This window comes from Faecalibacterium sp. AF28-13AC, assembly GCF_003478405.1.
GTDB classification, from domain to species: Bacteria; Bacillota; Clostridia; order Oscillospirales; family Ruminococcaceae; genus Faecalibacterium; species Faecalibacterium prausnitzii_E.
Genome location: NZ_QUFG01000007.1, coordinates 69588 through 95316, shown reverse-complemented (window position 1 = coordinate 95316; position 25729 = coordinate 69588). Strand labels below are relative to the sequence as shown.

The 25729-nt window shown below is 62.4% G+C and carries 24 protein-coding genes; 17 read left to right on the top strand and 7 right to left on the bottom strand.

The genetic code is table 11. The features are described 5' to 3' along the window. Positions 1-2 precede the first annotated feature (2 nt). Positions 3-914 carry a pyridoxal-phosphate dependent enzyme gene (locus DWY95_RS11355; protein ID WP_118553576.1) on the bottom strand — a complete coding sequence of 304 codons (912 nt, stop codon included), beginning with the start codon at positions 912-914 and terminating at the stop codon, positions 3-5. A 211-nt stretch (positions 915-1125) separates the two neighbouring features. On the opposite strand from DWY95_RS11355, the gene DWY95_RS11350 reads away from it, so the two are divergent. From DWY95_RS11350 to uvrC, 9 genes are all read left to right on the top strand, one after another. Beyond that, positions 1126-1509, top strand: a complete 384-nt coding sequence (locus DWY95_RS11350) for a sigma factor-like helix-turn-helix DNA-binding protein (RefSeq protein ID WP_097791919.1) — start codon at positions 1126-1128, stop codon at positions 1507-1509. Positions 1510-1540: 31 nt separating this feature from the next. Further along, positions 1541-2896, top strand: coding sequence for a signal recognition particle protein (ffh, locus tag DWY95_RS11345; protein ID WP_097791918.1), 1356 nt, complete (start codon positions 1541-1543; stop codon positions 2894-2896). A gap of 88 nt (positions 2897-2984) precedes the next feature. Next, positions 2985-3227, top strand: a complete 243-nt coding sequence (gene rpsP / locus DWY95_RS11340) for a 30S ribosomal protein S16 (RefSeq protein WP_097791917.1) — start codon at positions 2985-2987, stop codon at positions 3225-3227. A gap of 16 nt (positions 3228-3243) precedes the next feature. After that, positions 3244-3477 (top strand): KH domain-containing protein, encoded by a 234-nt coding sequence (locus tag DWY95_RS11335; RefSeq protein WP_005920371.1) that lies wholly within the window; start codon positions 3244-3246, stop codon positions 3475-3477. A gap of 249 nt (positions 3478-3726) precedes the next feature. Beyond that, on the top strand, positions 3727-4263 hold the full coding sequence (gene rimM, locus DWY95_RS11330; protein ID WP_118553575.1) for a ribosome maturation factor RimM: 537 nt from the start codon (positions 3727-3729) through the stop codon (positions 4261-4263). A 3-nt stretch (positions 4264-4266) separates the two neighbouring features. Continuing rightward, the gene (gene trmD / locus DWY95_RS11325) at positions 4267-5499 is read left to right on the top strand and encodes a tRNA (guanosine(37)-N1)-methyltransferase TrmD (protein ID WP_118553574.1); all 1233 of its coding nucleotides are present in this window, start codon (positions 4267-4269) and stop codon (positions 5497-5499) included. A gap of 259 nt (positions 5500-5758) precedes the next feature. Then, positions 5759-6022, top strand: a complete 264-nt coding sequence (locus DWY95_RS11320; RefSeq protein ID WP_005920365.1) for an HPr family phosphocarrier protein — start codon at positions 5759-5761, stop codon at positions 6020-6022. Positions 6023-6101: 79 nt separating this feature from the next. After that, complete coding sequence (locus DWY95_RS11315; RefSeq protein WP_118553573.1) at positions 6102-6359, top strand: hypothetical protein; 258 nt, start codon at positions 6102-6104, stop codon at positions 6357-6359. Next, entirely contained in the window at positions 6356-8209 is a 1854-nt protein-coding gene (uvrC, locus tag DWY95_RS11310; RefSeq protein ID WP_118553572.1) for an excinuclease ABC subunit UvrC, read from the top strand. Before DWY95_RS11315 ends, uvrC begins: the two co-directional genes overlap by 4 nt. A 187-nt stretch (positions 8210-8396) precedes the next feature. On the opposite strand, the gene DWY95_RS11305 is transcribed toward uvrC, so the two are convergent. Genes DWY95_RS11305 through DWY95_RS11295 form a run of 3 tightly spaced genes read right to left on the bottom strand, consistent with a single transcriptional unit; the run spans position 8397 to position 10805 of the window. After that, positions 8397-9245, bottom strand: a complete 849-nt coding sequence (locus tag DWY95_RS11305) for a transporter substrate-binding domain-containing protein (RefSeq protein WP_118553571.1) — start codon at positions 9243-9245, stop codon at positions 8397-8399. A 43-nt stretch (positions 9246-9288) separates the two neighbouring features. Further along, positions 9289-10104, bottom strand: a complete 816-nt coding sequence (locus DWY95_RS11300) for an amino acid ABC transporter ATP-binding protein (protein ID WP_118553570.1) — start codon at positions 10102-10104, stop codon at positions 9289-9291. Between the two features lie 17 nt (positions 10105-10121). Continuing rightward, complete coding sequence (locus tag DWY95_RS11295) at positions 10122-10805, bottom strand: amino acid ABC transporter permease (RefSeq protein ID WP_097791910.1); 684 nt, start codon at positions 10803-10805, stop codon at positions 10122-10124. 361 nt (positions 10806-11166) lie between these two features. On the opposite strand from DWY95_RS11295, the gene DWY95_RS11290 reads away from it, so the two are divergent. The 4 genes from DWY95_RS11290 to DWY95_RS11270 all read left to right on the top strand — a co-directional run bounded on the left by DWY95_RS11290 (position 11167) and on the right by DWY95_RS11270 (position 17491). After that, the gene (locus DWY95_RS11290) at positions 11167-12153 is read left to right on the top strand and encodes an NAD(P)H-dependent glycerol-3-phosphate dehydrogenase (protein ID WP_243082747.1); all 987 of its coding nucleotides are present in this window, start codon (positions 11167-11169) and stop codon (positions 12151-12153) included. A gap of 211 nt (positions 12154-12364) precedes the next feature. Beyond that, positions 12365-13162: a zinc dependent phospholipase C family protein gene (locus DWY95_RS11285; protein WP_118553568.1), complete on the top strand. Its 798-nt coding sequence runs from the start codon at positions 12365-12367 to the stop codon at positions 13160-13162. A gap of 8 nt (positions 13163-13170) precedes the next feature. Next, positions 13171-14427: an MFS transporter gene (locus tag DWY95_RS11280; RefSeq protein WP_118553567.1), complete on the top strand. Its 1257-nt coding sequence runs from the start codon at positions 13171-13173 to the stop codon at positions 14425-14427. Between the two features lie 307 nt (positions 14428-14734). Next, the gene (locus DWY95_RS11270; RefSeq protein WP_118553565.1) at positions 14735-17491 is read left to right on the top strand and encodes an insulinase family protein; all 2757 of its coding nucleotides are present in this window, start codon (positions 14735-14737) and stop codon (positions 17489-17491) included. Between the two features lie 84 nt (positions 17492-17575). Here the strand turns inward: DWY95_RS11270 and DWY95_RS11265 are convergent, their stop codons facing one another. From DWY95_RS11265 to DWY95_RS11255, 3 genes are read right to left on the bottom strand one after another with little or no spacing between them, the layout of a single operon-like run. Next, complete coding sequence (locus DWY95_RS11265; protein WP_223383236.1) at positions 17576-18511, bottom strand: glycosyltransferase family 2 protein; 936 nt, start codon at positions 18509-18511, stop codon at positions 17576-17578. Continuing rightward, positions 18501-19403: a ChbG/HpnK family deacetylase gene (locus DWY95_RS11260; protein WP_118553563.1), complete on the bottom strand. Its 903-nt coding sequence runs from the start codon at positions 19401-19403 to the stop codon at positions 18501-18503. Before DWY95_RS11260 ends, DWY95_RS11265 begins: the two co-directional genes overlap by 11 nt. Beyond that, positions 19390-20946 (bottom strand): glucosyltransferase domain-containing protein, encoded by a 1557-nt coding sequence (locus DWY95_RS11255; protein WP_118553562.1) that lies wholly within the window; start codon positions 20944-20946, stop codon positions 19390-19392. The genes DWY95_RS11260 and DWY95_RS11255 overlap by 14 nt, the downstream gene beginning before the upstream one ends. Positions 20947-21234: 288 nt before the next feature. Between DWY95_RS11255 and DWY95_RS11250 the strand changes: the two genes are divergently transcribed. Genes DWY95_RS11250 through DWY95_RS11235 form a run of 4 tightly spaced genes read left to right on the top strand, consistent with a single transcriptional unit; the run spans position 21235 to position 25682 of the window. Further along, entirely contained in the window at positions 21235-21522 is a 288-nt protein-coding gene (locus DWY95_RS11250) for a chemotaxis protein (protein ID WP_118553561.1), read from the top strand. Further along, on the top strand, positions 21519-22964 hold the full coding sequence (locus DWY95_RS11245; RefSeq protein WP_118553560.1) for a terminase family protein: 1446 nt from the start codon (positions 21519-21521) through the stop codon (positions 22962-22964). Before DWY95_RS11250 ends, DWY95_RS11245 begins: the two co-directional genes overlap by 4 nt. Before the next feature lie 19 nt (positions 22965-22983). Then, entirely contained in the window at positions 22984-24729 is a 1746-nt protein-coding gene (locus tag DWY95_RS11240) for a hypothetical protein (protein WP_118553652.1), read from the top strand. Beyond that, positions 24726-25682: a ribosomal-processing cysteine protease Prp gene (locus tag DWY95_RS11235; protein WP_118553559.1), complete on the top strand. Its 957-nt coding sequence runs from the start codon at positions 24726-24728 to the stop codon at positions 25680-25682. The genes DWY95_RS11240 and DWY95_RS11235 overlap by 4 nt, the downstream gene beginning before the upstream one ends. Positions 25683-25729: the final 47 nt, after the last annotated feature.

Here is a 25729-nt window from a genome sequence, read left to right as displayed (position 1 = left end):
AATCAAAAATTCAGGTTCTGCCGTCCGCTGAGGATGACGAGGGCCGAACGGCTGGTGCCCTTGGCCAGCAGCTGCGCGGCGGCGTGGAGGGCGGCACCGGCGCTGAGCGAAGCAGGGATGGCGTCGGTGATGAGGACCTTCTGTGCGGCGCGGGCGGCGTCGGAGCGGGTGACGGCGGCGACGTTGTCCACCACGTAGGCATTGTAATTTTTGGGGATGAAGCCGAAGCCCATTTCCGGGATGCCGTGGCCGCCCGTGAACCCGCCGCTGAGGGCCTGGCTCTCAAACGGCTCGACCGCCACCATCCGGACGTCGTTCGTCCAGGCTTTGAGCGTTTCGCCCACGCCGGTGATGGTGCCTGCGCTGCCCACGCTGACCACGACGCTGTCCACAAGGCTCCTGCCCTCCCGCGCGATGGCTTTGGCGATGGCGGGGCCGGTGACGCGGCGGTGGTATTCGGGGTTGTTGTCGTTGGCGAGCCAGTTCATATAGTACCAGCCGTTCTCCGCAGCCTTGCTCTCGGCCAGCGCCCGCGCACCGGCCAGACCGTTCCGGGCCGGGGAGTGCAAGATCTGGGCACCGAGGCGGAGCAGATACTCCTGCCGCAGGGCCGGGGCATCCTCCGGCATGGCGATCACGATGGGGTGCCCGGCGGTGCGGCTGGCCAGGGTCAGTGCCGCCGCAAAGGCACCGGTGGAAGCCTCGATGATGGGCTGGCCGGGGGCCAGCGCGTGCTGCTCTGCCGCAAGGGCCAGCATCCCTTCGGCCAGCGCATCGCGGGACGTGCCGGTGGGGCCGTCAAAGTCCAGGTAGGCATACAGCCGCCCCTTCAGCCCGCAGGCAGAAAGGTAGCCCCGCAGCTCCACGATGGGGCAGGGCAGCAGGGTCTGGTAAAAATTCGGATAAATGGCCACGAAATTCCTCCTTCGGTGGGATACATTATAATAATCCTAACGCAAAGCGGGCGGGGCGTCAAGCCGCACTTTGGCAAAAATGGAGAAAATCCGCGAAAAATCTGGCAGAGTGATGAAGAAAAGCCTTGACAAGGGGCGAACAGTCTGCTATACTCCGTATGTAAAGCAAAAAAACTTTACAAACGATGGAAGGTCAGGGCAGAAACGCACAATGGCAAAAGATTTTGAGATGGGCTATCTGCTCGATTTTTACGGCGAAGTCCTCACGCCCAAGCAGCGCGAGATGCTGAACCAGTATTACAACGACGACCTTTCGCTGAGCGAGATCGGGGAAAATTTCGGCATCACCCGCCAGGGCGCACGGGACGCCATCAAGCATGGCGAGACCACCCTGAAGGAGCTGGAAGCCAAAGTCGGCTTCGCGGCCCGCTACCGCAGGGTGCAGGAAAAGCTGGAAGAGCTGGAACAGCTCGTTGTGGATGCACGGTTCGAGTGCACCGGCCCCTACGCGAAACTCACCACCACCGAGTATGCAGCCACTTTGACCAAGATGCTGGGGATCATCCGGTCCATGGACGAGGTCAACGAGAGCTGATGCTCAGATCATTCTGAGAGGAGCACCGCACATGGCATTTGAATCTTTGACCGACCGCCTTGCCGGTGTGTTCAAAAAACTGCGCGGCCACGGCAAACTGACCGAGGCCGACATCAAGGCCGCGATGCGCGAAGTCCGGATGGCCCTGCTGGAAGCCGACGTCAACTACAAGGTGGCGAAGGAGTTCTGCGCCAAGGTCTCGGAACGCGCGATGGGGCAGGAGGTCATGGAGAGCCTGACCCCCGCCCAGCAGGTGGTCAAGATCGTCAACGAGGAGCTGATCGCCCTGATGGGCGGCGAGGAAGCCCCGAAGCTGATCGTCAAGAACAAGGGCCAGACCATCATCATGCTCTGCGGCCTGCAGGGCAATGGTAAAACGACCCACGCCGCCAAGCTGGCCAAATACTTCATCAAGCAGGGCCGCCGCCCCATGCTGGTGGCCTGCGATATCTACCGCCCGGCCGCCATCGACCAGCTGAAGGTCGTGGGAAAACAGGCCGGGGCACCGGTCTTTACGCTGGATGGCGAAAAGCCGCCGGTCATCGCGAAAAAGGCGCTGGCCCACGCGAAGGACTACGGCAACGACATCCTCATCCTGGATACCGCCGGCCGCCTGCAGATCGACGAGGTCCTGATGCAGGAGCTGGTGGACATCAAGGAAGCCGTGCCTGTGGATGAGACCCTGCTGGTCGTGGACGCCATGGCCGGTCAGGACGCCGTGAACGTCGCCAGGACCTTCAACGAGACGGTCGGCATCGACGGCATCATCCTGACCAAGACCGACGGCGACACCCGCGGCGGCGCAGCCCTTTCGGTGCTGTCCGTCACCGGCAAACCCATCAAGTTCCAGGGCACCGGCGAAAAGCTGGATGACCTCGAAGTCTTCCATCCCTCCCGCATGGCCAGCCGCATCCTCGGCATGGGCGATGTGCTCAGCCTCATCGAGCGCGCACAGGATGCCGCCGACGAAAAGGCCGCCGAAGAGACGGCCAAGCGGATGATGGAGAACAAGTTCGACATGAACGATATGTTGGCCCAGTTTGCGCAGATCCGCAAGATGGGCGGCGCGGGGGCCATGCTCAGCATGATGCCCGGCATGTCAGGCATCGACGCCAGCCAGGTCGACGAGAAGGCCTTTGACCGCATCGAGGCGATGATCTACTCGATGACGAAGGAAGAGCGCGAGAAGCCCTCCATCATCAACCCCAAGCGCAAGCGCCGCATTGCAGCGGGCAGCGGCACCAAGGTCGAGGACGTCAATAAGCTGCTCAAGCAGTTTGAGATGATGCAGAAGATGATGAAGCAGTTCAAGAAGAGCCCCAAGGGCTTTGCCCGCCGCCTGGGCGGCATGATGGGCAACCCGAACGCTTTCCGCGGCCTGAAATAATGTTGGTATACACCCCGCTGGGGTTGTACAGATAGATTTTTAGAACACCCCGCACTGGGGCACAAACAATTTTTGGAGGATATTTACCATGGCAGTTAAGATTCGTCTGCGCCGCGTCGGCGCCAAGAAGGCTCCCTTCTATCGTGTTGTTGTTGCTGACAGCCGCTTCCCCCGCGACGGCCGTTTCATCGAGGAGATCGGCACTTACGATCCCAACCAGGAGCCCTCTATCGTGAAGATTGACGCCGAGAAGGCAAAGGCATGGATCGCAAACGGCGCACAGCCCACCGATACCGTTCGCGTGCTGCTGAAGAAGTCCAACATTCTGTAAGTAGGAGGGCTGACTCATGCAGGAGCTGTTGCTGGCAGTTGCCCGCGGTCTCGTGGAGGACAAGGACGCCGTCAAGGTCACGGTGGACGAGCCCCGCGAGGACGGCACCATCGTCTACCACCTGAGCGTGGCAGAGGGAGATATGGGCCGTGTCATCGGCAAGCAGGGCCGGATCGCAAAAGCCATTCGTGTGGTGATGCGCGCGGCTGCTGTGCGGGTCGATGAAAAGGTCCTTGTTGAGATCGACTGAGCACCCTACGGGCCCTTTGCTGCAAGGCAAAGGGCCTTTTTGTTTGAACCCTCTCAGGCCGCTTCGCGTCCAGCTCCCCCGCAGGGGGAGCTTTTGGCGCATTGTTTGCGTCGCGTAGACTGCCAAGACCTCGCCCTTAGAAAGACTCCCCCGGCCGGGGGAGGTGGCACGACAGTGCCAGAAGGGGACAAGGTGGCATCGCGCAGCGATGACGGAGAGGGGCAGGATGCAGAATGATAGGAGATAACGATGCAGCAATATCTGGAAGCAGGAAAGGTCGTGACCACCCACGGTGTGCGCGGTGAAATGAAACTGGAGCTTTGGTGCGACGGCGTGGCGTTCCTGAAAAAGGTCGGCAGGCTGTATGCTTCGGCCCAGGGCGGCAGGTGCTACAAGATCGTGTCCATCCGCCCGCAGGGGCAGATGGCGCTGCTCCAGCTGGAGGGCGTCAACGACATGGATGCCGCCCGTGCGCTGCGGGGGCAGGTGTTCTATTTTGACCGCAGCGATGCCACTCTGCCCGCCGGGCGGTGGTATGTGGCCGACCTCATCGGCTGCGAGGTGCGGGATGCCGACACCGGCAAGGTGTACGGCGTTGTGACCAGCGTGGACCACCCCGGTGCGCAGGACATCTACACCGTCAAGGCCCCCAACGGCAAAGAATATCTGTTCCCCGGTGTGGACGCCTTTTTGAAAGAGCGGAACCCGCCGGAGGGGTACATCCTCGTCACGCCCATCCCTGGATTGCTGGACGACGACTGCGACAGCGAGCGGGAGGAGGAGTGAGCCATGGGAATGCGTGTGGACATCGTGACTCTCTTCCCGGAGATGTGCCAGCAGGTGCTGGATGCCAGCATTTTGGGCCGTGCGGCAAAGCGGGGCTATATTGAGACCCACTGCCACCAGATCCGGGACTATACCCTGAACAAACAAAAGCAGACCGACGACTACCCCTACGGCGGCGGCTGCGGCATGGTGCTGTATGCCCAGCCCATTGCGGACTGCCTGCGGGCCGTTCAGCAAGAAGTGGAGTCACAGGGACGCCCCAAGCCGCATATTGTATTCTTGACGGCAGGCGGTCAGCGCTACACCGAAGAACATGCCCGGCGGCTGGCGGAATACGACAATCTGACTCTGGTCTGCGGCCACTACGAGGGCATCGACGAGCGGGTCATCGACGCCTTTGCCGATGAGGAGATCTCCATCGGCGATTATATCCTGACCGGCGGCGAGCTGGCAAGCCTTGTGGTGGCGGACAGTGTGCTGCGGCTCAAGCCCGGTGTGCTGGCCGAACAGAAGGGCTACGAAGAGGAAAGCTACTGGGACGGTCTGCTGGAATATCCGCAGTACACCCGACCGGAAGTCTGGGAGGGCCGCGCGGTGCCCCCGGTGCTGCTGGGCGGCGACCACCAGAAGATCGACGCATGGCGGGGTGAGCAGAGCCGCACCCGCACCCGGCTGCGCCGCCCGGAGCTTTATGAGGCGTGGTGCAGGACCCACCCCATCACCGAGCTGCCCAAGTGGAAACGGGGCGAGAATGTCCGGCTGGTGAAGACCGAAGAGCAGTTCCGGGCCGCTGCACAGCTCTTTGCGGAGGGACGGAAAACCGTCTGTGCTGACGGCTGGACGGCGGAATACCTGGAAACGCTGACGCCGGAAGTGTTCCTGGAGCAGTTGAAACAGGAGAAACAGGACGGCTGGGTCTGCTACCTGCACTATACGAAGGATGTGGCGGACGGCATGGTCAGTGTGAACCACAAGACCGGCCAGGTCGAGCACCTGTTCGTGAGCGCTGCGGCACGCGGAAAGGGCATTGGTATGAAGATGCTGGACTTTGCCCGCAAAAAGCTGCCGGAGCACGAGCATCCGACCCTGACCGTACTGGATACCAACACCCGTGCGCTGGCGCTCTACCGCCGGATGGGCTGGGCCGTCGAGGGCATCGAGCTGGTGTTCGATCCGGAAAAATTTGAGGATGTGGCCGTGGAGAGCCGCCTGCTCAAGATGCGGTACGAGGGCTGAAAAGAGCTGCCGAAGCCTGCAAACGTCCGCCGACAGTCGAAAAAATGTTGAAAACTTTTGTATTACCCCGCCAATGACAGGGGAATAATTTTGGTATCTTTGTATAAATGGCGAAAAAAGCCCCCAGTATCATTGGGAAAACCGCCAAAAATGTGTCGAGGGGCTGTACAACGGTTTCGCCTTGCGCTAAAATAGGTACAACGCAACAGGCACAAAACATGATTGCATCCCGAAAACGATAAGATAGGAGCGTTTTACTATGTACGTCAAAGAAGTTACCGTTGAAAATCAGGTTGGTCTGCATGCTCGTCCGGCTACCTTCTTTATCCAGAAGGCTAACGAGTTCAAGTCTTCCATCTGGGTCGAGAAAGAGGAGCGCCGCGTGAACGCGAAGAGCCTGCTGGGCGTTCTGTCTCTGGGCATCGTGGGCGGTACCACCATCCGCATCATCGCGGACGGCGCGGATGAGCAGGCTGCAGTCGATGGCCTGATCAAGCTGGTCGAGTCCGGCTTTGCAGAGTAATTCGAGCCTTGATCTTTTGAAGCGGTGGGAGTATTTCCTGCCGCTTTTTTGGTAGGATGAGAAGAAGGAGGCATGTGCCGTGAAAGGATCGACAACGAAGCTGCTGAAGAAAGTGAACGACATCTGCGAGGAGGGCACCATCTGGAAGGTGTTCTTCGGCCTGTTTGCAGCGCTGCTGGCGGCAGACCTGCTGCTGCCCGCCCTCACCGGCGAAAAGCCGAAGCTGTGGTGCTCCATCCTGGCCGGCGCGGGCATGGGCAGCGCCTGTTATAACATCCGGAAAGCCAGACGCATCCGGGAAGAAAAACAGAACCACGAACACGACGAAGAAGAATGACGAAAGCAGAACTCTACCAGAAAGCCTGTATGCTGCCGCTGCTGCCCGGTGTGTATATCATCCGGGATAAGACCGACACCATCATCTATATCGGCAAGGCCAAGCGGCTGCGCATCCGGGTGAGCCAGTATTTCCGGGAGGGGGTCCCCCACGACAACAAGGTCAGCCAGATGATCGCCCACGCCTACGCGTTCGACGTCATCGTCTGCCAGAGCGAGTTCGAGGCGCTGGTGCTGGAAGCCAGCCAGATCAAGGCCCACACCCCCAAATATAACATCCTGCTGAAGGACGACAAGGGCTACAGCTATATCAAAGTGACGAAAGAGCCGTGGCCGCGTCTGTCCTTCACGCTGCAAAAGGAGGACGACGGCGCAGAGTATCTCGGCCCGTATACCTCCAGCTTTGCGGCCCGGCAGATGGCGGAAACGGCGATGGATGCCTTTCTGCTGCCCCGGTGCAATAAGCGCTTCCCGCAGGACTGCGGCAAGGGGCGCCCCTGCCTGAACGCCCACATCGGCAAGTGCATGGCGGTGTGCAGCGGCAGGATCAGCTGCGAAAACTACAATCAGGCCGTCAAGAGCGCGGTGCATCTCATCCGCTACGGCAAAAAGGACATCCTGAAAACGCTGAACGAGCGGATGCAGGAAGCGTCTGACCGGCTGGAATTTGAGACGGCGGCTCTGCTGCGGGACCAGATCAACGCCATCACCAAGGTGACGGCGGGCCAGAAGGTGGTCGTGGACCCGGATGTGGAGATGGACGTGGTGGCGCTGGCCGGGACCCCCAGCAGCGTCTGCGCGGCAGTCCTGCGCTTCCGCGAGGGGCGGCTGACGGACAAGCGGGAATTTCTCTTCCACGATACCGCCGACATCGCGGCGGTGCGGGAGGAGTTCCTGCCCCGCTATTATCTGGACGATGAGCAGATCCCAAAGGTCATCGCGGTGGACGAGCTGCCGCCGGACAGCGATGCACTGCAGCAGGCCCTGAACGAAAAGCGGGGGAGCGAGGTGCAGCTGTATGTCCCCCAGCGGGGCGACAAGGCGCACCTAGTCGAGATGGCCCACACCAACGCCGTGGAGCGTCTGGCGCGGGAAAGCGGCCGCTATGCCCGCGAGGAAAAGCTGCTGGATGAGATGGCACAGGTGCTGGGTCTGCCAAAGCCGCCCCGCACCATCGAGAGCTACGATATCTCCAACTGGGGCGATGGAACCAGCGTCTGCGGCATGGTCACCTTCCGGGACGGCAAGCCCTACAAGGCAGGCTACCGGAAGTTCAAAATGCAGACCGTGGCGGGCACCGATGACTATGCCTCGCTGGCGGAGACGGTCTCCCGGCGGGCGGCGGAGTATGAAAAATATGCGCTGCTGGCCGAGCATGGGCAGGCGAGCGACAACTACTTCGGCCAGAAGCCGGACCTGCTATTGATGGACGGCGGCAGGGGACAGGTCAGTGCGGCCAAAGCGGCGCTGGCGGGCACCCGGCTGGCGGATGTGCCGCTGTACGGCATGGTGAAGGACGACCATCACCGCACACGCGCCATCGTGGACAGCGAGGGCCGGGAGATCGCCATCAACATGAACCGGGGAACGTTCACCTTCATCACAGCCATCCAGGATGAGACCCACCGCTTTGCCAACGCCTACCGCAAGCAGCAGATGAAGAAAAAGAGCTATTCTTCCACCCTGACCGAGGTGCCCGGTGTCGGGCCGAAGACGGCCAGAGCGCTGATGGCACAGTTCAAGAGCGTGGGGGCAGTCCGGGAAGCAACACCGGAACAGCTGGAGAACACGCCCGGCGTGGGCCCCCAGCTGGCGCAGACAATCTATGACTATTTCCACACGACGGGTTGATGTACTCTTTTGTGCGCCAAAAGAGTACCAGAAAAGCGCCCGCTACTTTCGAAGCGCGGGAGGCACGAATCAAGGGCTGCTCGCCCTTGATAATCCCAAAGAAGAAGGCCCTGCCAAAAAATCGGGCGGTGCGCCAGTCGGCGCAAACGCTTTTCCGATTTTTCGACAGGGCCGATTTTAATTTGCCTTAGTTTTCCGAGGAGATGTCCTGACCGAAGTATCTTTCGCTCAGCTCCTTGAGGGTGCCGTCGGCGCGGAGTTCGTCGATGGCGTTGTTGATGGCTTCCAGCAGGGTGGCGCTGGCATCGCCCTTGCGCAGGGGGATGGCGACGTGAGAGGACTCCTCGGTCTGGGCGACGATCTTGAAGTCGGCGTCCGGATGGACGTTCAGATAATCGTAGAAGGAGACGTCGGCGTTCAGGGTCGCGTCGATGCGGCCGGCGGTCAGCAGCTGGATGGTCTCTTCCAGCGTGTCGATGCCCTGCACAGTAGCGCCGTAGCTCTCGGCCAGCTCCATATAGGTGGAGGCCAGGCTGTTGGCGGTGGTCTTGCCCTTCAGGTCTTCGAAGGTCTGGATGGTATCATTGTCCTTCTTGACGGCAAGGGCGGTGTGGATGTAGCCGTAGGGGGTGGTGAAGTCGTAGGTCAGGGCGCGCTCGTCGGTGACTTCGACGCCGTTGCAGACCATGTCATAGCGGCCTGCATCCAGACCGGCGAACAGGCTGTCCCAGTCGCTCTCGACATATTCCGGCTCCACGCCCAGCTTCTCGGCGATGGCGCGGGAGACCTCGACATCGTAGCCGACGAGGGTGTCGCTCTCGTCGTGGTAGCTCCAGGGCTGCCAGGCACCTTCCAGTGCCACGATGAGCTTGCCGCTGGCCTGGATAGAGGCAAGCTGGTCAGCAGCCTCAGCGGATTCGCTCCTGGAACTCGAATTGCTGTTCGAACTGGATGCGTTGGAAGAGCAGCCGGACAGGGTGAGCACACCGGCAGCAGCCAGAACGCTCATCAGGGAGATAAAGGTTCTTCTTTTCATGGTATCATATCCTTTCGAAAGTAAGAAAATCAAATCGAATAAATTATGCGTGCTGCGAGATCTTCTGCAAAAATTCGCGGGTGCGCTCCTCCTTCGGGTTCGCAAAGAACTCCTGCGAGGGGGCCTGCTCCACGACGACGCCGTTTTCCATGAAGACGGTCTTGGAAGAAACGTTCCGCGCAAAGCCCATCTCGTGGGTGACGACCAGCATGGTCATCCCCTCCTCGGCCAGCTGGCGCATGACCGAGAGCACTTCGCCCGTCAGTTCCGGGTCCAGGGCCGAAGTGGGCTCATCAAAGTAGATGATCTCCGGGTCGGTGGCAAGGGCGCGGGCGATGGCCACCCGCTGCTGCTGGCCGCCGGAAAGCTGGCGGGGATAGGCGTCTGCCCGGTCGGCCAGACCGACCTTTGTCAGCATCTTCCGGCCGATGGCGTCCGCTTCTGCCTTGGGCATTTTACGGGCCACGACCAGCCCTTCGGTGACATTTTGCAGGGCGGTCTTGTTCCGGAACAGGTTGTAGTTCTGGAAGACGAAGGCCGTCTTTTTGCGCAGGCGGGCGATGTCGGCGCCGGAGATCCTGCTGAGGTCGAAGGTCTCGCCGTCAAAGGTCAGGCTGCCGCTGTCGGTGGGCTCCAGAAAGTTCAGGCAGCGCAGAAGGGTCGTCTTGCCGGAACCGCTGGGGCCGAGGATGGCAACGACGTCGCCTTTTTCCACGGTCAGGTCCACGCCCCGGAGCACGTCCAGTGTGCGGATCACCCGGCGGGCATGGCCGCGCGGGAACGGCCCAATGTGAAAATGCGGTTTCTCGTCATAGGTGCGAAAGGATTTGTGAATGTTCTTGATCTCTAACATGGCCATGATGCGTCCCCCCTTTCTCACTGGAAACCGTGGGCGTTCAGCTGACGCTCCAACAGACTCTGCAGCTTGGTGACGACCGTGCAGAACAGCAGATAGACCACGGCAACCTCGCAGTAGATGGGCAGGAAAATGTAGGTGCGAGCGGCAACGCGCTGGCCGGCCATGAACAGTTCGGCGACTGTGATGTTCGACGCCAGCGAGGTGTCCTTGATCATGCCGATGAGCGAGTTGGACAGGGCAGGCACCGCCGTGCGCAGCGCCTGCGGCAGCACGATGCGGCGCATGATCTGCCACCAGGTCATGCCCACGCAGTAACCGGCTTCCAGCTGGCCCTGGGGTACGCTTTCCAGCGCGCCGCGCATGGTCTCGGCGCAGTAGGCCCCCTCGTTGATGGCAAAGGCGATGACGGCCGCCGGGAAAGCGTCCAGCATGATGCCGACGCTGGGCAGGCCGTAGAAGATGATGAACAGCTGCACCAGCAGCGGTGTGCCGCGGATGACCCAGATGTAGAACCGGGCCAGCTGACGCAGCACCGGCACATTGGCGTACTGCACCAGCGCCACCACCACAGCCAGCACCATGGCAAGGCTGAAGGAGATGAGGGTCAGCGGGATGGTCATGGTGAGGCCCGCCGACAGGATGCGGGGCAGCGCTTCCCACAAAACGCTGGCCGTGCGGTTGGAAAGAATGGCTTCGAGCATTTGAAAAAACTTCCTTATCTGACAAAAAAGAACCTGCGGAGGTTCGACGAGAGACCTGAAAAGGAGCGTTCGAACAGGGAATATCCTATAATTCCTACCAGAATACTATAACATGTTTTTCCAATCAACGCAATTCGTTTGTGCAAATCCCCTGTTATTCCCAAAATCGAAGGGGAACACGCACTAACTTTGTGCAGTCTGGCAAGGAGTTGACGTTGCAGGCGGTTTCGTGTACAATGAGACCAGACGAGCCGCCCACTGCGGCGCACAACAGGCCCGCGACGAAAGCCGCGCGGCAGATTCGGAGGATTTGAACGTGACGAAACGGAAAATCGGTATCCTGGGTGCGGGCACCTGGGGCATGGCTCTGGCACGGATGCTGTGCGTGAGCGGGAACGATGTGCTGGTCTGGTCTGCCATCGAAAAGGAGATCGACGCCCTGTCGAGCACCCGTGTGCACCCCAATCTGCCCGGAATGAAGATCCCGGAGGAGCTGCGCTTTACCAAGAGCGTGGAGGAAGTGTGCCGGGACAAGGACATCCTGCTGTTTGCGGTGCCGTCGGTCTTCGTGCGCTCCACGGCTGCCAAGGCCCGGCCCTATGTGGCCGAGGGGCAGATCATCGTGGATGTGGCCAAGGGCATTGAGCCGGACACCCTGTACACCATGACGGAGGTTCTGGCCGATGAGCTGGGCCGGGAGGGCGGCCCGAAGAAGGTGCACCTGGTGGCGCTGTCCGGCCCCACCCACGCCGAAGAAGTGGCCATCGACCTGCCCACCACCATCGTTTCGGCCAGCCCGGATGTGGAGGCGGCACAGTTCGTGCAGGAGGTGTTCTCCAACAGCGTCATGCGCGTCTACACCAACGAGGACATCAAGGGCGTGGAGCTCAGCGGTGCCATGAAGAACGTCATCGCGCTGGGCGTGGGCATCTCCACCGGCCTGGGCTACGGGGACAATGCCCGCGCCGCCCTCATCACCCGCGGCATCGCGGAGATCGCCCGGCTGGGCGTGGCCATGGGCTGCAACGTCCACACGTTCGCGGGTCTGGCGGGCATCGGCGACCTCATCGTCACCGCGACCAGTATGCACAGCCGCAACAACCGCGCCGGCATCCTCATCGGCAAGGGCGAGGCGCCGGAACAGGCCGTCAAGGAAGTCGGCATGGTGGTCGAGGGTATGAACGCCCTGCCCGCCGCGCTGGAACTGGCGGAGCGGTATCAGGTGGAAATGCCCATCGTGCAGACTGTGAACGCCATCGTCAACGAGGGCATGGGCGCGGCGGAAGCCGTCCGCACCCTGATGGACCGCGACCCCAAGAACGAGCTGCCCAAGGGGTACGAGAAGTAAACCCACAACGCAAACAAAGACTGCTGCATTCCTCATTCCGGCATCGCAGAGGCGGTGCTCGGAGCGTGGAAAGGTGCGGCAGTCTTTTTGTTTTGCCGAAAAATTCAAAAATATCTCAAATATTTTACCAAAATAACACCCGAAAGGGTAGTAAGACGAAACGGTTTCTGGTATACTGACCTTGTATGAAAGTTTATGAGGGGGAGTTTTTATGCCTTCGACCTATGCACACCGCTGCTTTGGCGCGGATGTTCTGACCCAGCTGCCGAAAGCGCTCCAGAAGAAGATCGAGCCGTACCGTGCGCTGTACGATATAGGCCTTCACGGGCCGGATCTGCTGTTCTACTATAAGGCGCTGCAGTCCAACCCGGTGAACCGGCTGGGCAATGCCATGCACGAGCAGCCGGGCACCGTCTTTTTTGAGCGGGCGCGCGGCGTGATCCGGAACGCCAAAAACCGGGATGCCGCGCTGGTGTATGCGCTGGGGTACATCTGCCATTTTGCGCTGGACAGCACCTGCCACCCTTATGTGGAGCAGTACGTCCGCACCAGCGGCGTGAGCCACTGTGAGATCGAGACGGAGTTCGACAACCAGCTGCTCCGCCGGGAGGGCCGCGACCCGCTGCACGACCTGACGGCCAGCCACATCCAGCCCAGCCGCATCTGGGCGAATGTGGTGGCTCCCTTCTATGAGGGCGTCACGGTGGATGAGGTCTATCAGGCCATGACCGGCATGGTCTTCGTGCACAAGATGCTGCTGGCTTCGAACCCGGTCAAGCGCTGGGTGGTGCTGGCGGCCATCCGGGCAGCGGGCAAGTGGGAGTTCATGTACGGGCTGGTGGCAAACCCGCAGCCGAACCCGCAGTGCGCCGAGAGCGGAAAGCAGCTGGATGCGCTGTACCAGAGAGCCATCCCGCTGGCGGTACGGCTCATCAACGAGTACGTGGCCGGGCTGGACACCGATGCGCCGCTGGATGCGGCTTATCAGCACACCTTTGGAGAGAATTGAGAGGGATTATGGAACAAAACAAAAAATTCAGCCTGACCGGGCTGGAACGCGCGTGGATCTTATACGATGTCGGCAACTCGGCCTTTGTGCTGCTGGTGGCGACGCTCATCCCCATCTTTTTCAACGCTCTGGCGGAAGAAGGCGGCCTGAGCTCCGTGGAATATCTGGCATACTGGGGCTATGCGGCTTCGGCTGTGACCATCATCACGGCGGTGCTGAGCCCCATCCTCGGTACACTGGCCGATACGCGGGGCTTCAAAAAGCCCATCTTCATTCTCTGCCTGGTGGTGGGCGTGGCCGGCTGCTGCGCCATGGGCTTGGCCAAGACCTGGCTGCCCTTCCTGCTCATCTTCGTCTTTGCGAAGGTGGGCTTTTCCGGCAGTCTGGTGTTCTATGATTCGATGCTGAGCGATGTCACCACCCCGGACCGGATGGACGTAGTCTCCTCCCGCGGGTATGCGTGGGGCTACATCGGCAGCTGTGTGCCCTTTGTGGTCTGTCTGGCGCTGGTGCTGGGGTCCGGGGCCATCGGCCTGAGCCAGATGACGGCGCTGAACATCGCGCTCTTCATCACAGCGGCGTGGTGGCTGGCAATGACTCTGCCCCTGCTGAAAACCTACCGGCAGCTGCATTATGTGGAGGTGGAGAAACACGCCATCCGGCAGAGCTTTGCCCGCATCGGCCACACGCTCCGCCACTTGCACGAGGACAAGCAGGTGTTCTGGTTCCTGCTGGCGTTCTTCTGCTACATCGACGGCGTCTACACCATCATCGACATGGCCACGGCCTACGGCACTGCGCTGGGGCTGGACACCACCGGCCTGCTGCTGGCGCTGCTGGTGACTCAGATCGTGGCGTTCCCGTCGGCGCTCATCTTCGGGCGGCTGTCGGCGAAGTATCCGTCCACCACCCTCATCCCGGTCTGCATCGCGGCCTATGCGGGCATCGCGCTGTTTGCGTTCTTCCTGACCCGGCAGTGGCAGTTCTGGGTGCTGGCCTTCGTCGTGGGCATGTTCCAGGGCGGTGTGCAGGCGCTCAGCCGCTCCCACTTTGCCAAGATCATCCCGCCGGAGAAGTCGGGCGAGTATTTCGGCCTGTTCGACATCTGCGGCAAGGGGGCATCCTTCCTGGGCACCATGATCGTCAGCGTGGGCAGCCAGCTGACCGGCAGCGCCAATGTGGGCGTCGGCTCGCTGATCGTGCTGTTTATTGTGGGCTTTGTGCTGTTCCGGGTGTCTTGCAAAGAAGGCATGATTACGGAGTAAGTTTGTACTCTTTTGCGCACGGTCTTTATGAATGCGCATGACTCCTATCAAAATCGGCCCTGCCGGAAAAATCGGAAAAGCGTTTGCGCCGACTGGCGCACCGCCCGATTTTTCTGGTTGGGCCTTCTTCTTTGGGGTCACTAGGGGCGAGCAGCCCCTAGTTCGTGCCTCCCGCGCCTCGAAAGTAGCGGGTGCTTTTCTGGTTCTCTTTTGGCACGCAAAAGAGAACATTCCAGTATTGTTTGTTGCGTCTTACAGCGCACCGTGATACAATAAACAAAAATCCATTTGAAAAAGGAGAATCCCAATGAAGCAATATCCCGGTTATACCGTCGTGCGCTGCGAGGACTGCCCCGAACAGCACGGTACCCTGACCGTGCTGACCCACGATGTCAGCGGTGCGACCATCCTGCTGGTGGAGAACGAAGATGTGAACAAGGCGTTCGGCATCGGCTTCGGCACCTTCCCATCGGATGACACGGGTGTGTTCCACATTCTGGAGCACTCGGTGCTGGCGGGCAGCGAAAAGTACCCGGTGACCTCGCCGTTTTTGCAGCTGCTCAAGAGCAGCATGGCGTCTTTCCTGAACGCGATGACCTTCCCGGACAAGACGGTCTACCCCTTTGCCACCCCCAACGAGACCGACTTCCGGAACCTGATGGACGTCTACCTGAACGCGGTGTTCTGCCCGCTGGCCATGGTGGACCGGGCTGTGTTCGAGCAGGAAGGCTGGCACCGCGATGCCGACGGCACCGTGAGCGGCGTCGTCTACAACGAGATGCAGGGCGCGCTGGCCTCCCCGGATGCACAATTGCAGGATGCGCTGGAACGGGCGATGTTCCCGGATACGGCCTACGGCTTTGTGTCCGGCGGTGACCCGGCCTCCATCCCGGCGCTGACCTATGAGAAGTACCAGCGGGTGTACCGCCGCCATTACAGCGCCGACAACTGCTGTGTGACCTTGTACGGCAGGATGGATATGGCCGAAAAACTGGCCTTCCTGGATGAACACTACCTGAGCAGGATGCCCAAGGGCACCAGCCAGCCCAGACTGACGCTGCAGGACGAGCAGCCGGGCGTCTGCGTGAACATTCCGTACTACACCGAAAAGCCGGAGGCCGACCAGGTGCAGTGTGCGCTGGCCTGGTACACCGGCGCATTTGCCGACCGGGAACGCCAGCTGGGCGTGGAGATCCTGCTGGATGCGCTGCTGGGGTCGAACCAGTCGCCGCTGAAGGCTGCGCTTCTGGAACAGCAGCTGGGGGCTGACATCGACATCGGCTTTGATGACAGCACGTTGCAGCCCACGCTGGAACTGGTGCTGCGCGGTGCCACCGAGGAGACCGCAGGCCGGTTTGCGGCCGGGGTCCGGAGCGCCGTGGACGACATCCTGGCCGAGGGCATCCCGGAAGACCTGCTGCTGGCCAGCCTGAACGCGGCAGAGTTCGCCTCGCTGGAGCGGCCGGGCAGCCTGCCCGACGGTGTGCTGGACGCCATCCATGCAGCGACCGGCTGGCTCCACGCCGGGGACCCGACCCTGCTGCTCCACACGGACCAGCTCTTCGCCGCCCTGCGGGAGAAGATGGCCTCCGGCTGGTTCAACGACTTGCTGCGGGAGCTGTTCGCGGCTGCGCCGGTGCAGGTCATTCAGGTGCCGACCCTGCCCAAGGCGGAAGAACCCGATGCAGCCCCGGCCCGTACCGACGGCAAGCTGGCACTGGACCATCCGCTGACGGTGGCAGACCTGGGCGAGGGCAGCCCCAGCGCCGAGGGCGCTGTGGGCAGCGTGGCCGGTGCGGAGCTGCTGCACCATCCCTCCAAAGGCAGTTTGTATCTGAACATTTACTATGACCTCGGCGGGCTGACCACCGAAGAAGTGCAGTATCTCGACCTGCTGACCGATGTGCTGGACGAGCTGGACACTCCGCGCCACACGGCCCGCGAGCTGAACACCCTGCGCAGCACCTGGCTGGGCGACAGCCAGGCCTGCATCAGCTTCTGGACCGGGCGGCAGGCGGGGAACCCCTGCCACGCAAAGCTCACCCTGAACATGAGCCTGCTGGAGCGCAGTCTGGAAAAGGCTGTGGAACTCGGCGGCGAGTGGCTGTATGAGACCCGGCTGACCGGCGCAAAGGCCGAAGCGGCCTTCGCCCGTGTGCTGAGCCAGCAGAAGCTGAACATGGAGCAGCAGTTCCTCCAGATGGGCAACCAGTACGCCGCCGTGCGCGCCGGGAGCCACTATTCGGTGGAGTATGCGCTGAGCGAGGCATGCAGCGGCGTGACAGGGTATCACTTCCTGTGCGCGCTGCTGGAACAGGCCGACTGGGCCGACCTGGGCCGGAAGCTGGAAGCCGTGCGGGAAAAGGTGCTGCACCACGCAGCCCTGACAATCAGCCTGCACGGCAGCGAGGATGCCCGGAAGCAGCTGGAAGCCCTGCTGCCCGGCAGTGCCTTTGCCGAGGGAATGCGTTCGCCCGCCCGGCCCTACACCCAGGCGCTGACGGCTCCGGTGAACGAAGCCTTCATCATCGACGGCGGGGTGAACTACGACATCCTGACCTGGCCGCAGGAGCGGAAGCCGGAGCGCCGGGTGCTGGCCCGCGTGATGAGCTACGAGTATCTGTGGCACCACATCCGCGAGGTGGGCGGCGCGTACGGCACCGGCATGGTGACCCGCGCCGAGACGGAGTATCTGTATACCTACCGTGACCCGCATCTGGCCGAGAGCTACGAGACCTTTGCAAAGGGCCCGGCGGAACTGGCCGCCCGCGCGTACACCGAAAAGGACCTGACGGATTCCATCGTGGGCACCGTCTCCGAGATGGACAAGCCCATGAAACCCAGCGCAGAGGCGCGGGACCTTGACCGCCGGTACTTCTGCGGCATCACCGACGCGATGCTGGCCGCAGACCGCAAGGCCCTGTGCAGCGTAGACGCTGCCGCGCTGAAGGCCATGGCCGCAGAGCTGGGCACCGCGATGCAGCACGGCACCCGCGTGGCCTTTGGCAGCAAGGAGGCTGTGGAAGGCGCAAAAGGCCTGTTCGACCGCATCGAGACGCTGTAACACAAGATAAAAGAAGAGATCCCCCGGCGGCTGGAACGCTCTGAACGGAGAGCGGCCCGGCTGACCGGGGGATCTTTTGCTTTTTTACGGAGCGTCGTCCAGCGTTTCGGCGATGACATAGCGGGGGCGGCGCTTGACTTCGTCGTAGATCTTGGCGAGGTAGTAGCCGATGATGCCGAGGCTGAACATGAGCAGTGTGCCGGTGAAGAGCTGCAGCAGGATGACCGTGGTGAAGCCTTCGAGCGCTTCGCCTGCAAGATAGCGGAATAACGCCTCACCGCCCACCAGAAGGGTGGCAATCAACATCAGAAAGCCCATCAGGATGACGAGGTAGAGCGGGGCCGACGTGAAGGACGCCAGGCTGGAAATGGCGTAGCGGATGAGGCTGAAGGCAGACCAGCTGCTCTGCCCGGCAGTGCGGGGCTGGACGTCGAACTCCACCCGCGCCGTGCGGAAGCCCACCCACGCCGAGAGGGCGCGGTAGAAGGTGTCCCGCTCCGGCAGATTCAGCAGGACGAGCACGGCCTTGCGGTCCAGCAGCTTGAAGTCGGAGCTGCTGCGCAGGTCGGTCTTGGCCGCCTTGCTGATGAGCCTATAGAACCAGCGGGCGGCGGTGCGGTGGGCGGCGCTTTCGGTGCCGCGCTCGCGCTTGACGCCCTCTACGACTTCGATGCCCTGAGCCCAGAGCCGGTACATTTCGGGGATCGTTTCTACGGGGTGCTGCAAGTCACAGTCCAGCGTGACGCAGCAGTCGCCGCGGGCGGCCTGCAGCCCGGCGTACAGGGCGGCTTCCTTGCCGAAAGCGCGGGAGAAGCGGATGCCCCGCACCTGCGGGTACGCCTGCGCCGTCTGGCGGATGACGTCCCAGCTGTTGTCGGTGGAGCCATCGTTGACGAAGAGCACCTCGTAGCGGATGTGGGCGGCGGTGAGGACCTCGGCCAGCCGCCGGGCCATTTTGGGGATGTTCTCCGCTTCGTTGTGGGCGGGGAGGATGACGGAGAGAAGCGGTTCAGCGGCCAAGGTGTTCGACCTCCTTTCGGCTGAGGGTGTGCAGGGCATGGGCCTCGACCGCCCGGCCCTCGGACAGGTAGAAGGGGTGAAAATCGGTCTTCTGCGGGTCAAAGAATGGCCCGCCCGGCTCCACGCCGCCGGGGTGGAAGAGCAGCTCGACCGGCTGGCCGCGTTTCTGCGCCAGACGGAGGTACTGCGGCAGCACGGCCCGGACGCGGTCGGCGTCCATGTGGCCGGAGAAGAGGATGCCGCAGAACAGGGCCGTGGGGATGCCGCTGCGGCGGAATGCGGGGCGGTCCAGCAGCCAGCAGCCGTTCAGCACGGCCTGCTTGACGGCATTGACGGCGGAATAGCTGCCCCAGAGCCGGGGACAGCCGACAAAGGGCGACAGCGGCTCGGCCGGAATGCGCAGATGCTCGACCGGGAGATGGTGGTCGGCAAGGATCTGCAGCAGCGTCCGGAAGACCAGCGGGATCATGTGGGTGTGCTGGTGGCTGTCGATGCGCAGGGGCGTCCCGGCGGGGAAGAGGGCGGCATAGGCGAGGAGCTGACGCTCCAGTTCCCGGTAGAGCTGGGCGGCAAAGGCCCTGCGCCGGGGCGTCAGCGAGAGCCGCAGCAGCCCGGTGAAGGAGTTGCAGAAGCTGCCGTCCGGCCGGACGAGCAGCGGGATCTCCGCAGCGGGAGAAAGGGCTTTGCCCTCCACCAGATTGAGGTGGACGGCCAGCTTCAGCCCGGAAGGGCGCAGCGCGGCGACGGCTTCTTCCAGCGAACCGTTGGGCACGATGCTGACGCTGTTCAGGCAGCCGTGGGTCTGGCAGTCCCGGATGAGAGCATCGCCGTGGGCGGTCATGCCATAGTCATCGGCGTGAAAATAGAGGATGGGAAGTTCAGTCATCTGCATCGATCCCCTCTCCCGCCCGGATGACGATGGTATCGCCCACGACTGCGACCGAACCGGTCTGCGGCCAAAGGGGCATCTGACGGACTTCGTCCAGCGCGAGGAGCTGCTGCTTTTCTGCGCGGGTGGCAAAGGTGTAGTCGGTGGAGCAGTAGTCGTTCAATGCAGCCGTGAGGACGCTCTGGCCCATAGACTGCTTGTCAGCGCGGAGGATGAGGCCGGCCGTGTAACCGGTCATTTCCGGGGAGAGGTCGGCGGAGTAAGCCCTGGAATCGGGCAGGTGGCCGATGACGGCGATTTGGGTGCAGGCGTCCGCGCCGTCCAGCTGCTCGATGCGGTCTGCAATGCGCAGAAGGGTGCCGTAGGAGCGCTCATAGCTCATCTGGGACAGGTGATAGCAGACATTGGCCAGCACGATGCAGTAAAAGACGACGGCCTCGCCCACGAGGAGGATGGCCCAGCTCCGGAGCGCGGAAGCGCGCGGGGAAAGACCGTCCAGCCGCTCGTAGAACAGCACGAAGCTCAGATAAAAGGCGGCGTAGCCCATGGTCATCAGGTTGTGGTAATCGACGCAGGGGTTGAGGAAATAGAGGGCCGCGGCCCCCAGCGGCAGTGCGGCCAGATAGACGAGCAGGAGCCAAAAGCGGGCCGGGTCGTGCCAAAGGGTCTGCTGTACGAGGGTGGTCAGCAGGAAAACGGCCAGCAGGGCAAAGACCAGAACGTTGAGCACAAACCAGACCGTGAGGCCGTTGTGCAGGTCAAAGAAGAAGCGGAAGAAGCGGGTGAAGCAGCCGTGCAGAGCCGACCAGAGGTGGAGCGAACCGACGGTGTCGATGCCCTGATAGTCGGACAGGGCGGTGCCGGAAAAAGCCAGAACCAGCTGCAGGGCCACAGCATAGACCGCTCCGGCCAGCACACCGCCTGCCAGAAACCGCCCCGCACTGCGGAGGGACGCGGCAGCGCTGCGGCGGTGAAAGAGCAGATCGTCCAGCAGCCAGACCAGAAGCAGGGTGATGGTGACGGTCAGATAAGCCTGATAGATGCCCACGGAGAACCACAGGCAGGCTGCCCCCGCGAAGAAGGAACGCCAGCCCGGCCGGGTGAGCAGAAGCGCACTGAGGCAGGCGGCCAGCATGGCCAGACAGTAGCCGTCGGCGACGTATTCATAGGCAAAGGTGGAGGTGACGGTGGGGAAGACCGCGATCAAAGCCCCGGCCAGCACCAGCGCCACCGGCTTTTTCAGGTGCAGCAGCGCCGCCACGCAGACCGCCGAACCAGCCAGGAACAACAAGCCCAGCAGCAGGTTCAGCCATGGCAGGTCGTAATAGGAGCTGAGCCCGCAGGCCAGCGAGAGAAAATAGCGGCCATATTGCAGCATCTGCTGGGCATCGTACCGGAAGACGAGGGAATCCCAGTTGGGGAGCCAGTTGGCCATTTTATAAAAGTGCGCGAGCAGGCCGAACCCGAAGGCGGAGAAAAACACGAGCCGCCATTCAGGCCGGAACCTGCGGGCAAGCTGCGCAGGCAGCTGATCGGGGTGTACCATAAAAAACCTCCGAAGGTCGAAATGAGACGAAGTTTAGTTCTAGTATAAACCATTTGAAAACGATACGCCAGCCCATTTTTATGCGTTTCCTTAAAAAATTGAGGGTAGATCCCCCTGTTTGCGGAAAAAGAACGCGGACAGGGGGATTTTTATGCAGAAAAATTGTACATAAAGGAAAATGCTCGCAAAAAACTACAGAGCGGGCCTGCGAAAGGTTGCACTGTTGCGAAAAGATAATTGGTGGTATTATGTTGACAAACCAAAACGAAAGGATGTGAAATAAACCGAATGGCGCAGAAGATACGACCTTCGGCGGGCAAGGGGCTGGACAACCTGCACCGCGCCACGGACACGCTGAGCACGATGCTGGCGCAGGAGGTGAAGGAGCTGAACACCCGCCAGAAAGCGGCCCGCCGCGACGGTGCAGAGGCGGCCGGGACCATGAAGGGCCTGAAGGAAGCCACTGCGGTGCTCAAAGACCTGGCCGCTGTGGCCAAGGCGCTGAACGAACAGGGCGCGGATGCGGAGGGCCGGGAGTGCGGCGTGGTGCTGCTGCCGCCGGTGGAGGATGTATGAAGACAGGAACGAATGCGCCGGTCGTCTGGCGGCCCCAGCCCCGGCAGAGGGAGTTCATGCGCAGACCGGAGCCGGAGGCTCTCTACGGCGGCGCGGCAGGCGGCGGCAAGAGCGATGCGCTCATCATCGAGGCGCTGCGGCAGGTGCAGATCCCGCACTACCGGGGGCTCATCCTGCGCAAGACCTTTCCCCAGCTGAGCGACCTCGTGGACAAGAGTCTGGTCTACTACCGCCGGGCCTTCCCGGAGGCGCAGTACAACGCCACGAGCCATGTGTGGGTCTTCCCCAGCGGGGCAAAGATCTACTTCGGCTCGATGCAGTACACCAAGGACCGCACGAATTATCAGGGCAAGGCCTTTGATTTCATCGGCTTCGATGAGCTGACCCACTTCGAATGGGAGGAGTACAGCTACATGATGAGCCGCAACCGCCCCACGGGGCCCGGCACGCGGGTGTACCTGCGGGCCACCACCAACCCCGGCGGCGTCGGCCACGGCTGGGTCAAGGCCCGGTTCATCACCCCGGCCCCGCCCGGCACTCCCATCGTGGAAGCGTTCCCGGTGCGGATGCCGGATGGGACGGAAAAGGTGCTGCAGCGGGCGCGGGTGTTTATCCCATCCAGCGTCTTCGACAACCCGGCCCTGCTGGAAAACGACCCGGATTACCTTGCAAGTCTGGCCTCTCTGCCCGAAGCGGAAAAACAGGCTCTGCTCTATGGCAGCTGGGACAGCTTCTCCGGTCAGGTGTTCACCGAGTGGCGAAACGACCCCGCCCACTATCAGGACCAGCGCTGGACCCATGTCATCGCACCGTTCCCCATCCCAAAGCACTGGAAGATCTACCGCGGGTTCGACTTCGGGTTTTCGAAGCCGTTCTCGGTGGGGTGGTACGCGGCGGATGAGGAAGGGCGGCTCTACCGCATAAAAGAGCTGTACGGCTGCACAGGCCGCCCGAACGAGGGGCTGCGGATCGACCCGGTGGAGCAGGCCCGGCGCATCCGGGAGGTGGAGCAAAACGACCCGCAGCTGCGCGGCCGGGTCATTCAGGGCATTGCGGACCCGGCCATCTTCGACGAGAGCCGGGGCGAGAGCATCGCCGCCATGATGGAGCGGGGGCCGAACTTCCTGCACTGGATGCCCGGCGACCACACCCGACTGGCCGGTAAGATGCAGTTCCACTACCGGCTGGCGTTTGACGGAGAGGGGCGGCCTATGTTTCAGGTGTTCGATACTTGCAGGCACTTCCTGCGCACCATCCCGAATCTGGTGTACGACGAGAGCAACGTGGAGGACATCGACACCCGGCAGGAAGACCACATTTACGACGAGTGCCGGTACGTTCTGATGGAACACCCCATCTCGCCGCCCCGGCACACGGCCCGCCCGCCGGTGGGGGACGACCCGCTGGAACTGCACCGGCAGGCGAGGTTTTATCGGATTTAGAAAGGAGTAGATTTTGGATATCGTGGAAGAAAAACTGCCCATCGGGCCGGAGGAGGTCGCAGAGGCGGCGGCTGTTCTGCAAAAGTACAAGGCAGGCAAGGCGGCGCTCGACAAACGGCTGGTGGACAACGAACTGTGGTTCCGGATGGGGCACTGGAAAAATTACCAGAACCCGATGATGGAGGGCAAGCCCCAGCCGTCCAGCGGGTGGCTGTTCAACTCCATCGCCAACAAACACGCCGATGCGATGGACAACTACCCGGCTCCGAACGTGCTGCCCCGCGCGGCAGACGACGAACAGACCGCGCGGGTGCTTTCCAGCATCCTGCCGGTGGTGCTGGAACAGGCCGATTACGAGCAGGTGTACAGCGACACCTGGTGGCGCAAGCTCAAGCAGGGCACCGGCGTCAAGGGCGTCTTCTGGGACCCGGAAGCGCACGGCGGCCTGGGCGAGATCGCCATCCGGCCCATGAATCTGCTCATGCTCTACTGGGAGCCGGGCGTGGAGGATATCCAGGCATCGCCGAACTTCTTCTCGCTGCGGATGGAGAACACAAGACAGCTGGAGACCCGCTGGCCCCAGCTCAAGGGCCACAGCGCCAGTGTGCTGGATGTGCCCCGGTTCCTCCACGACGGCGGGCTGGACACCACCGAAAAGAGCGTCGTGGTGGATTGGTACTACAAAAAGCCGGACGCCGAGGGCCGGGTGCTGCTGCACTACTGCAAGTTCTGCAACGGGGTGGTGCTCTACGCCAGCGAGAACGACCCGGCGCTGGCCGGGCGCGGATTCTATGACCACGGCAAGTATCCGTTCGTGTTCGACCCGCTGTTCATGGAGGAGGACAGCCCGGCGGGCTTCGGATACATTGATGTGATGAAGGAGTGCCAGACCGCCATCGACCGGATGAACCATGCGATGGATGAGAATGTCCTGCTCGCCTCGAAGCAGCGGTATGTGCTGAGCGACACGGCCGGTGTGAACGAAGAAGAACTGGCAGACCTCTCGCGGGATATCGTCCATGTGGTGGGGCGGCTGGGCGACGACAGTTTCCGCCCCTTGCAGACGGCGGGCCTGCAGGGCAACAGCCTGAGCTACCGCAACAGCCGCATCGAGGAACTGAAGGAGATCTCCGGCAACCGCGATATGACCCAGGGCGGCACTGCTGGCGGCGTGACAGCGGCTTCGGCCATTGCCGCCTTACAGGAGGCAGGCTCGAAGCTGAGCCGGGATATGCTCAAGAGCGCGTACCGCGCCTTTGCCAGGGAGTGTTACCTCATCCTGGACCTGATGCGGCAGTTCTACGACGAAGAGCGGGTCTTCCGCATCGTGGGGGCCGCAGGCCAGAACGAGTTCGTGCCCTTTTCCGGGGCCGCGCTCCGCCCGCAGCCGGCCGGCACCGTGGGCGGGGTGGAGCTGGGCAGCCGCGAACCGGTCTTCGACATCGTGGTGAGCGCCGAGAAGAAATCGACCTTCAGCCGTCTGAGCCAGAACGAGACCGCCAAGGAGTGCTATCAGCTGGGCTTCTTTGCCCCGGCCAACGCCGATGCGGCTCTGGTAGCGCTGGAGATGATGGATTTTGAGGGCATCGAGAAAGTCCGCCAGCGGGTGCGGCAGAACGGGACGCTGGCCATGCAGCTGGCCGTTTTGCAGAACCGGTTGACGGCGCAGGAACAGCCGGGGAAGGCCGCTGTGACCGGCCCCGCAGATAATTTGAGCACAAAGGCCGCGGCAGATGCCATGGGCCTTGGAAAGGAGAACCGATGATCCGTGTGATCTACAGTGAACTGGATGGCCCGGAGGGCCTGACCCTGCGGCTGGAAGCGTCCGGCCACGCGGGCTATGCCCCCGCCGGGCAGGACATCGTCTGCGCCGGTGCCAGCACCCTGATGCAGGCTCTGGTGAGCCTGCTGGCAGGGGAAAAGACCGCCCGCAGCGATGCCTGGGATGAGCCGGAAGGCCCCCGGCTGGCCGTGACCGCCGCCGCCCCGCAGGAGCCGTGGGTAGAGGGGGCTTTTGAGCTGGCCAAGGCCGGGTTTGCCCTGCTGGCCGAGCGCTACCCGGACAACCTCCGCTTTGCAGACCTGAGCCGCCGGGGCGAAGCGGCCATGATGGACCTGCAACTGTTCGCAGAGGGCGGCAGCGAGAACGGCGGCGCAGGGAGCGTCCCGGCCCTGAGCGAGGCACAGGCCCGGCAGGCCGTCGCCTCCGGCACCCTGAAGCCGGGCCGGGAGGAGGCAGCGCCGCCAGAGACCCCGAAGGAGGAGCTCCCGGAGACAAACCCCGGCCCGGAAGCACTCTGCCCCACCCCGGAACCGCCCCGCCCGCCGCTGCCGGAGCATCTGCCGGGCCGACAGGCCGTGGCCGCCCTGCACAGCCGCTGGGCAGCCGAAGAGGCAGCGCTGCGGCAGGTGATGCCGGAGTTCTCGCTGAAAGCGGAGCTGCAGCACCCAGAGATGCGCCGTCTGATGCAGCTGCCGGGAATGCGGATGGCGGACGCCTACCGTCTGGCCCACTACGAGGACGCGCTGCGCCAGACCGCCCACGCCGTAGAGCAGGGCGTCGTAGAGCGCATCCGGCAGCGGGCTTCCCGCCCGGCAGAGAACGGCACCCGCCCCGGCAGCGCCGCCGTGACCGGGGCAGATGTTTCCCGCATGACCCGCGCCCAGCGGGAAGCGCTGGAACGCAAGGCCCTCCATGGGGAAGTCATCACGTTCTGAACGCAGTTCCTCTGGCAGGGGAGCGCGAATCAAAGAAGTCCGTATAT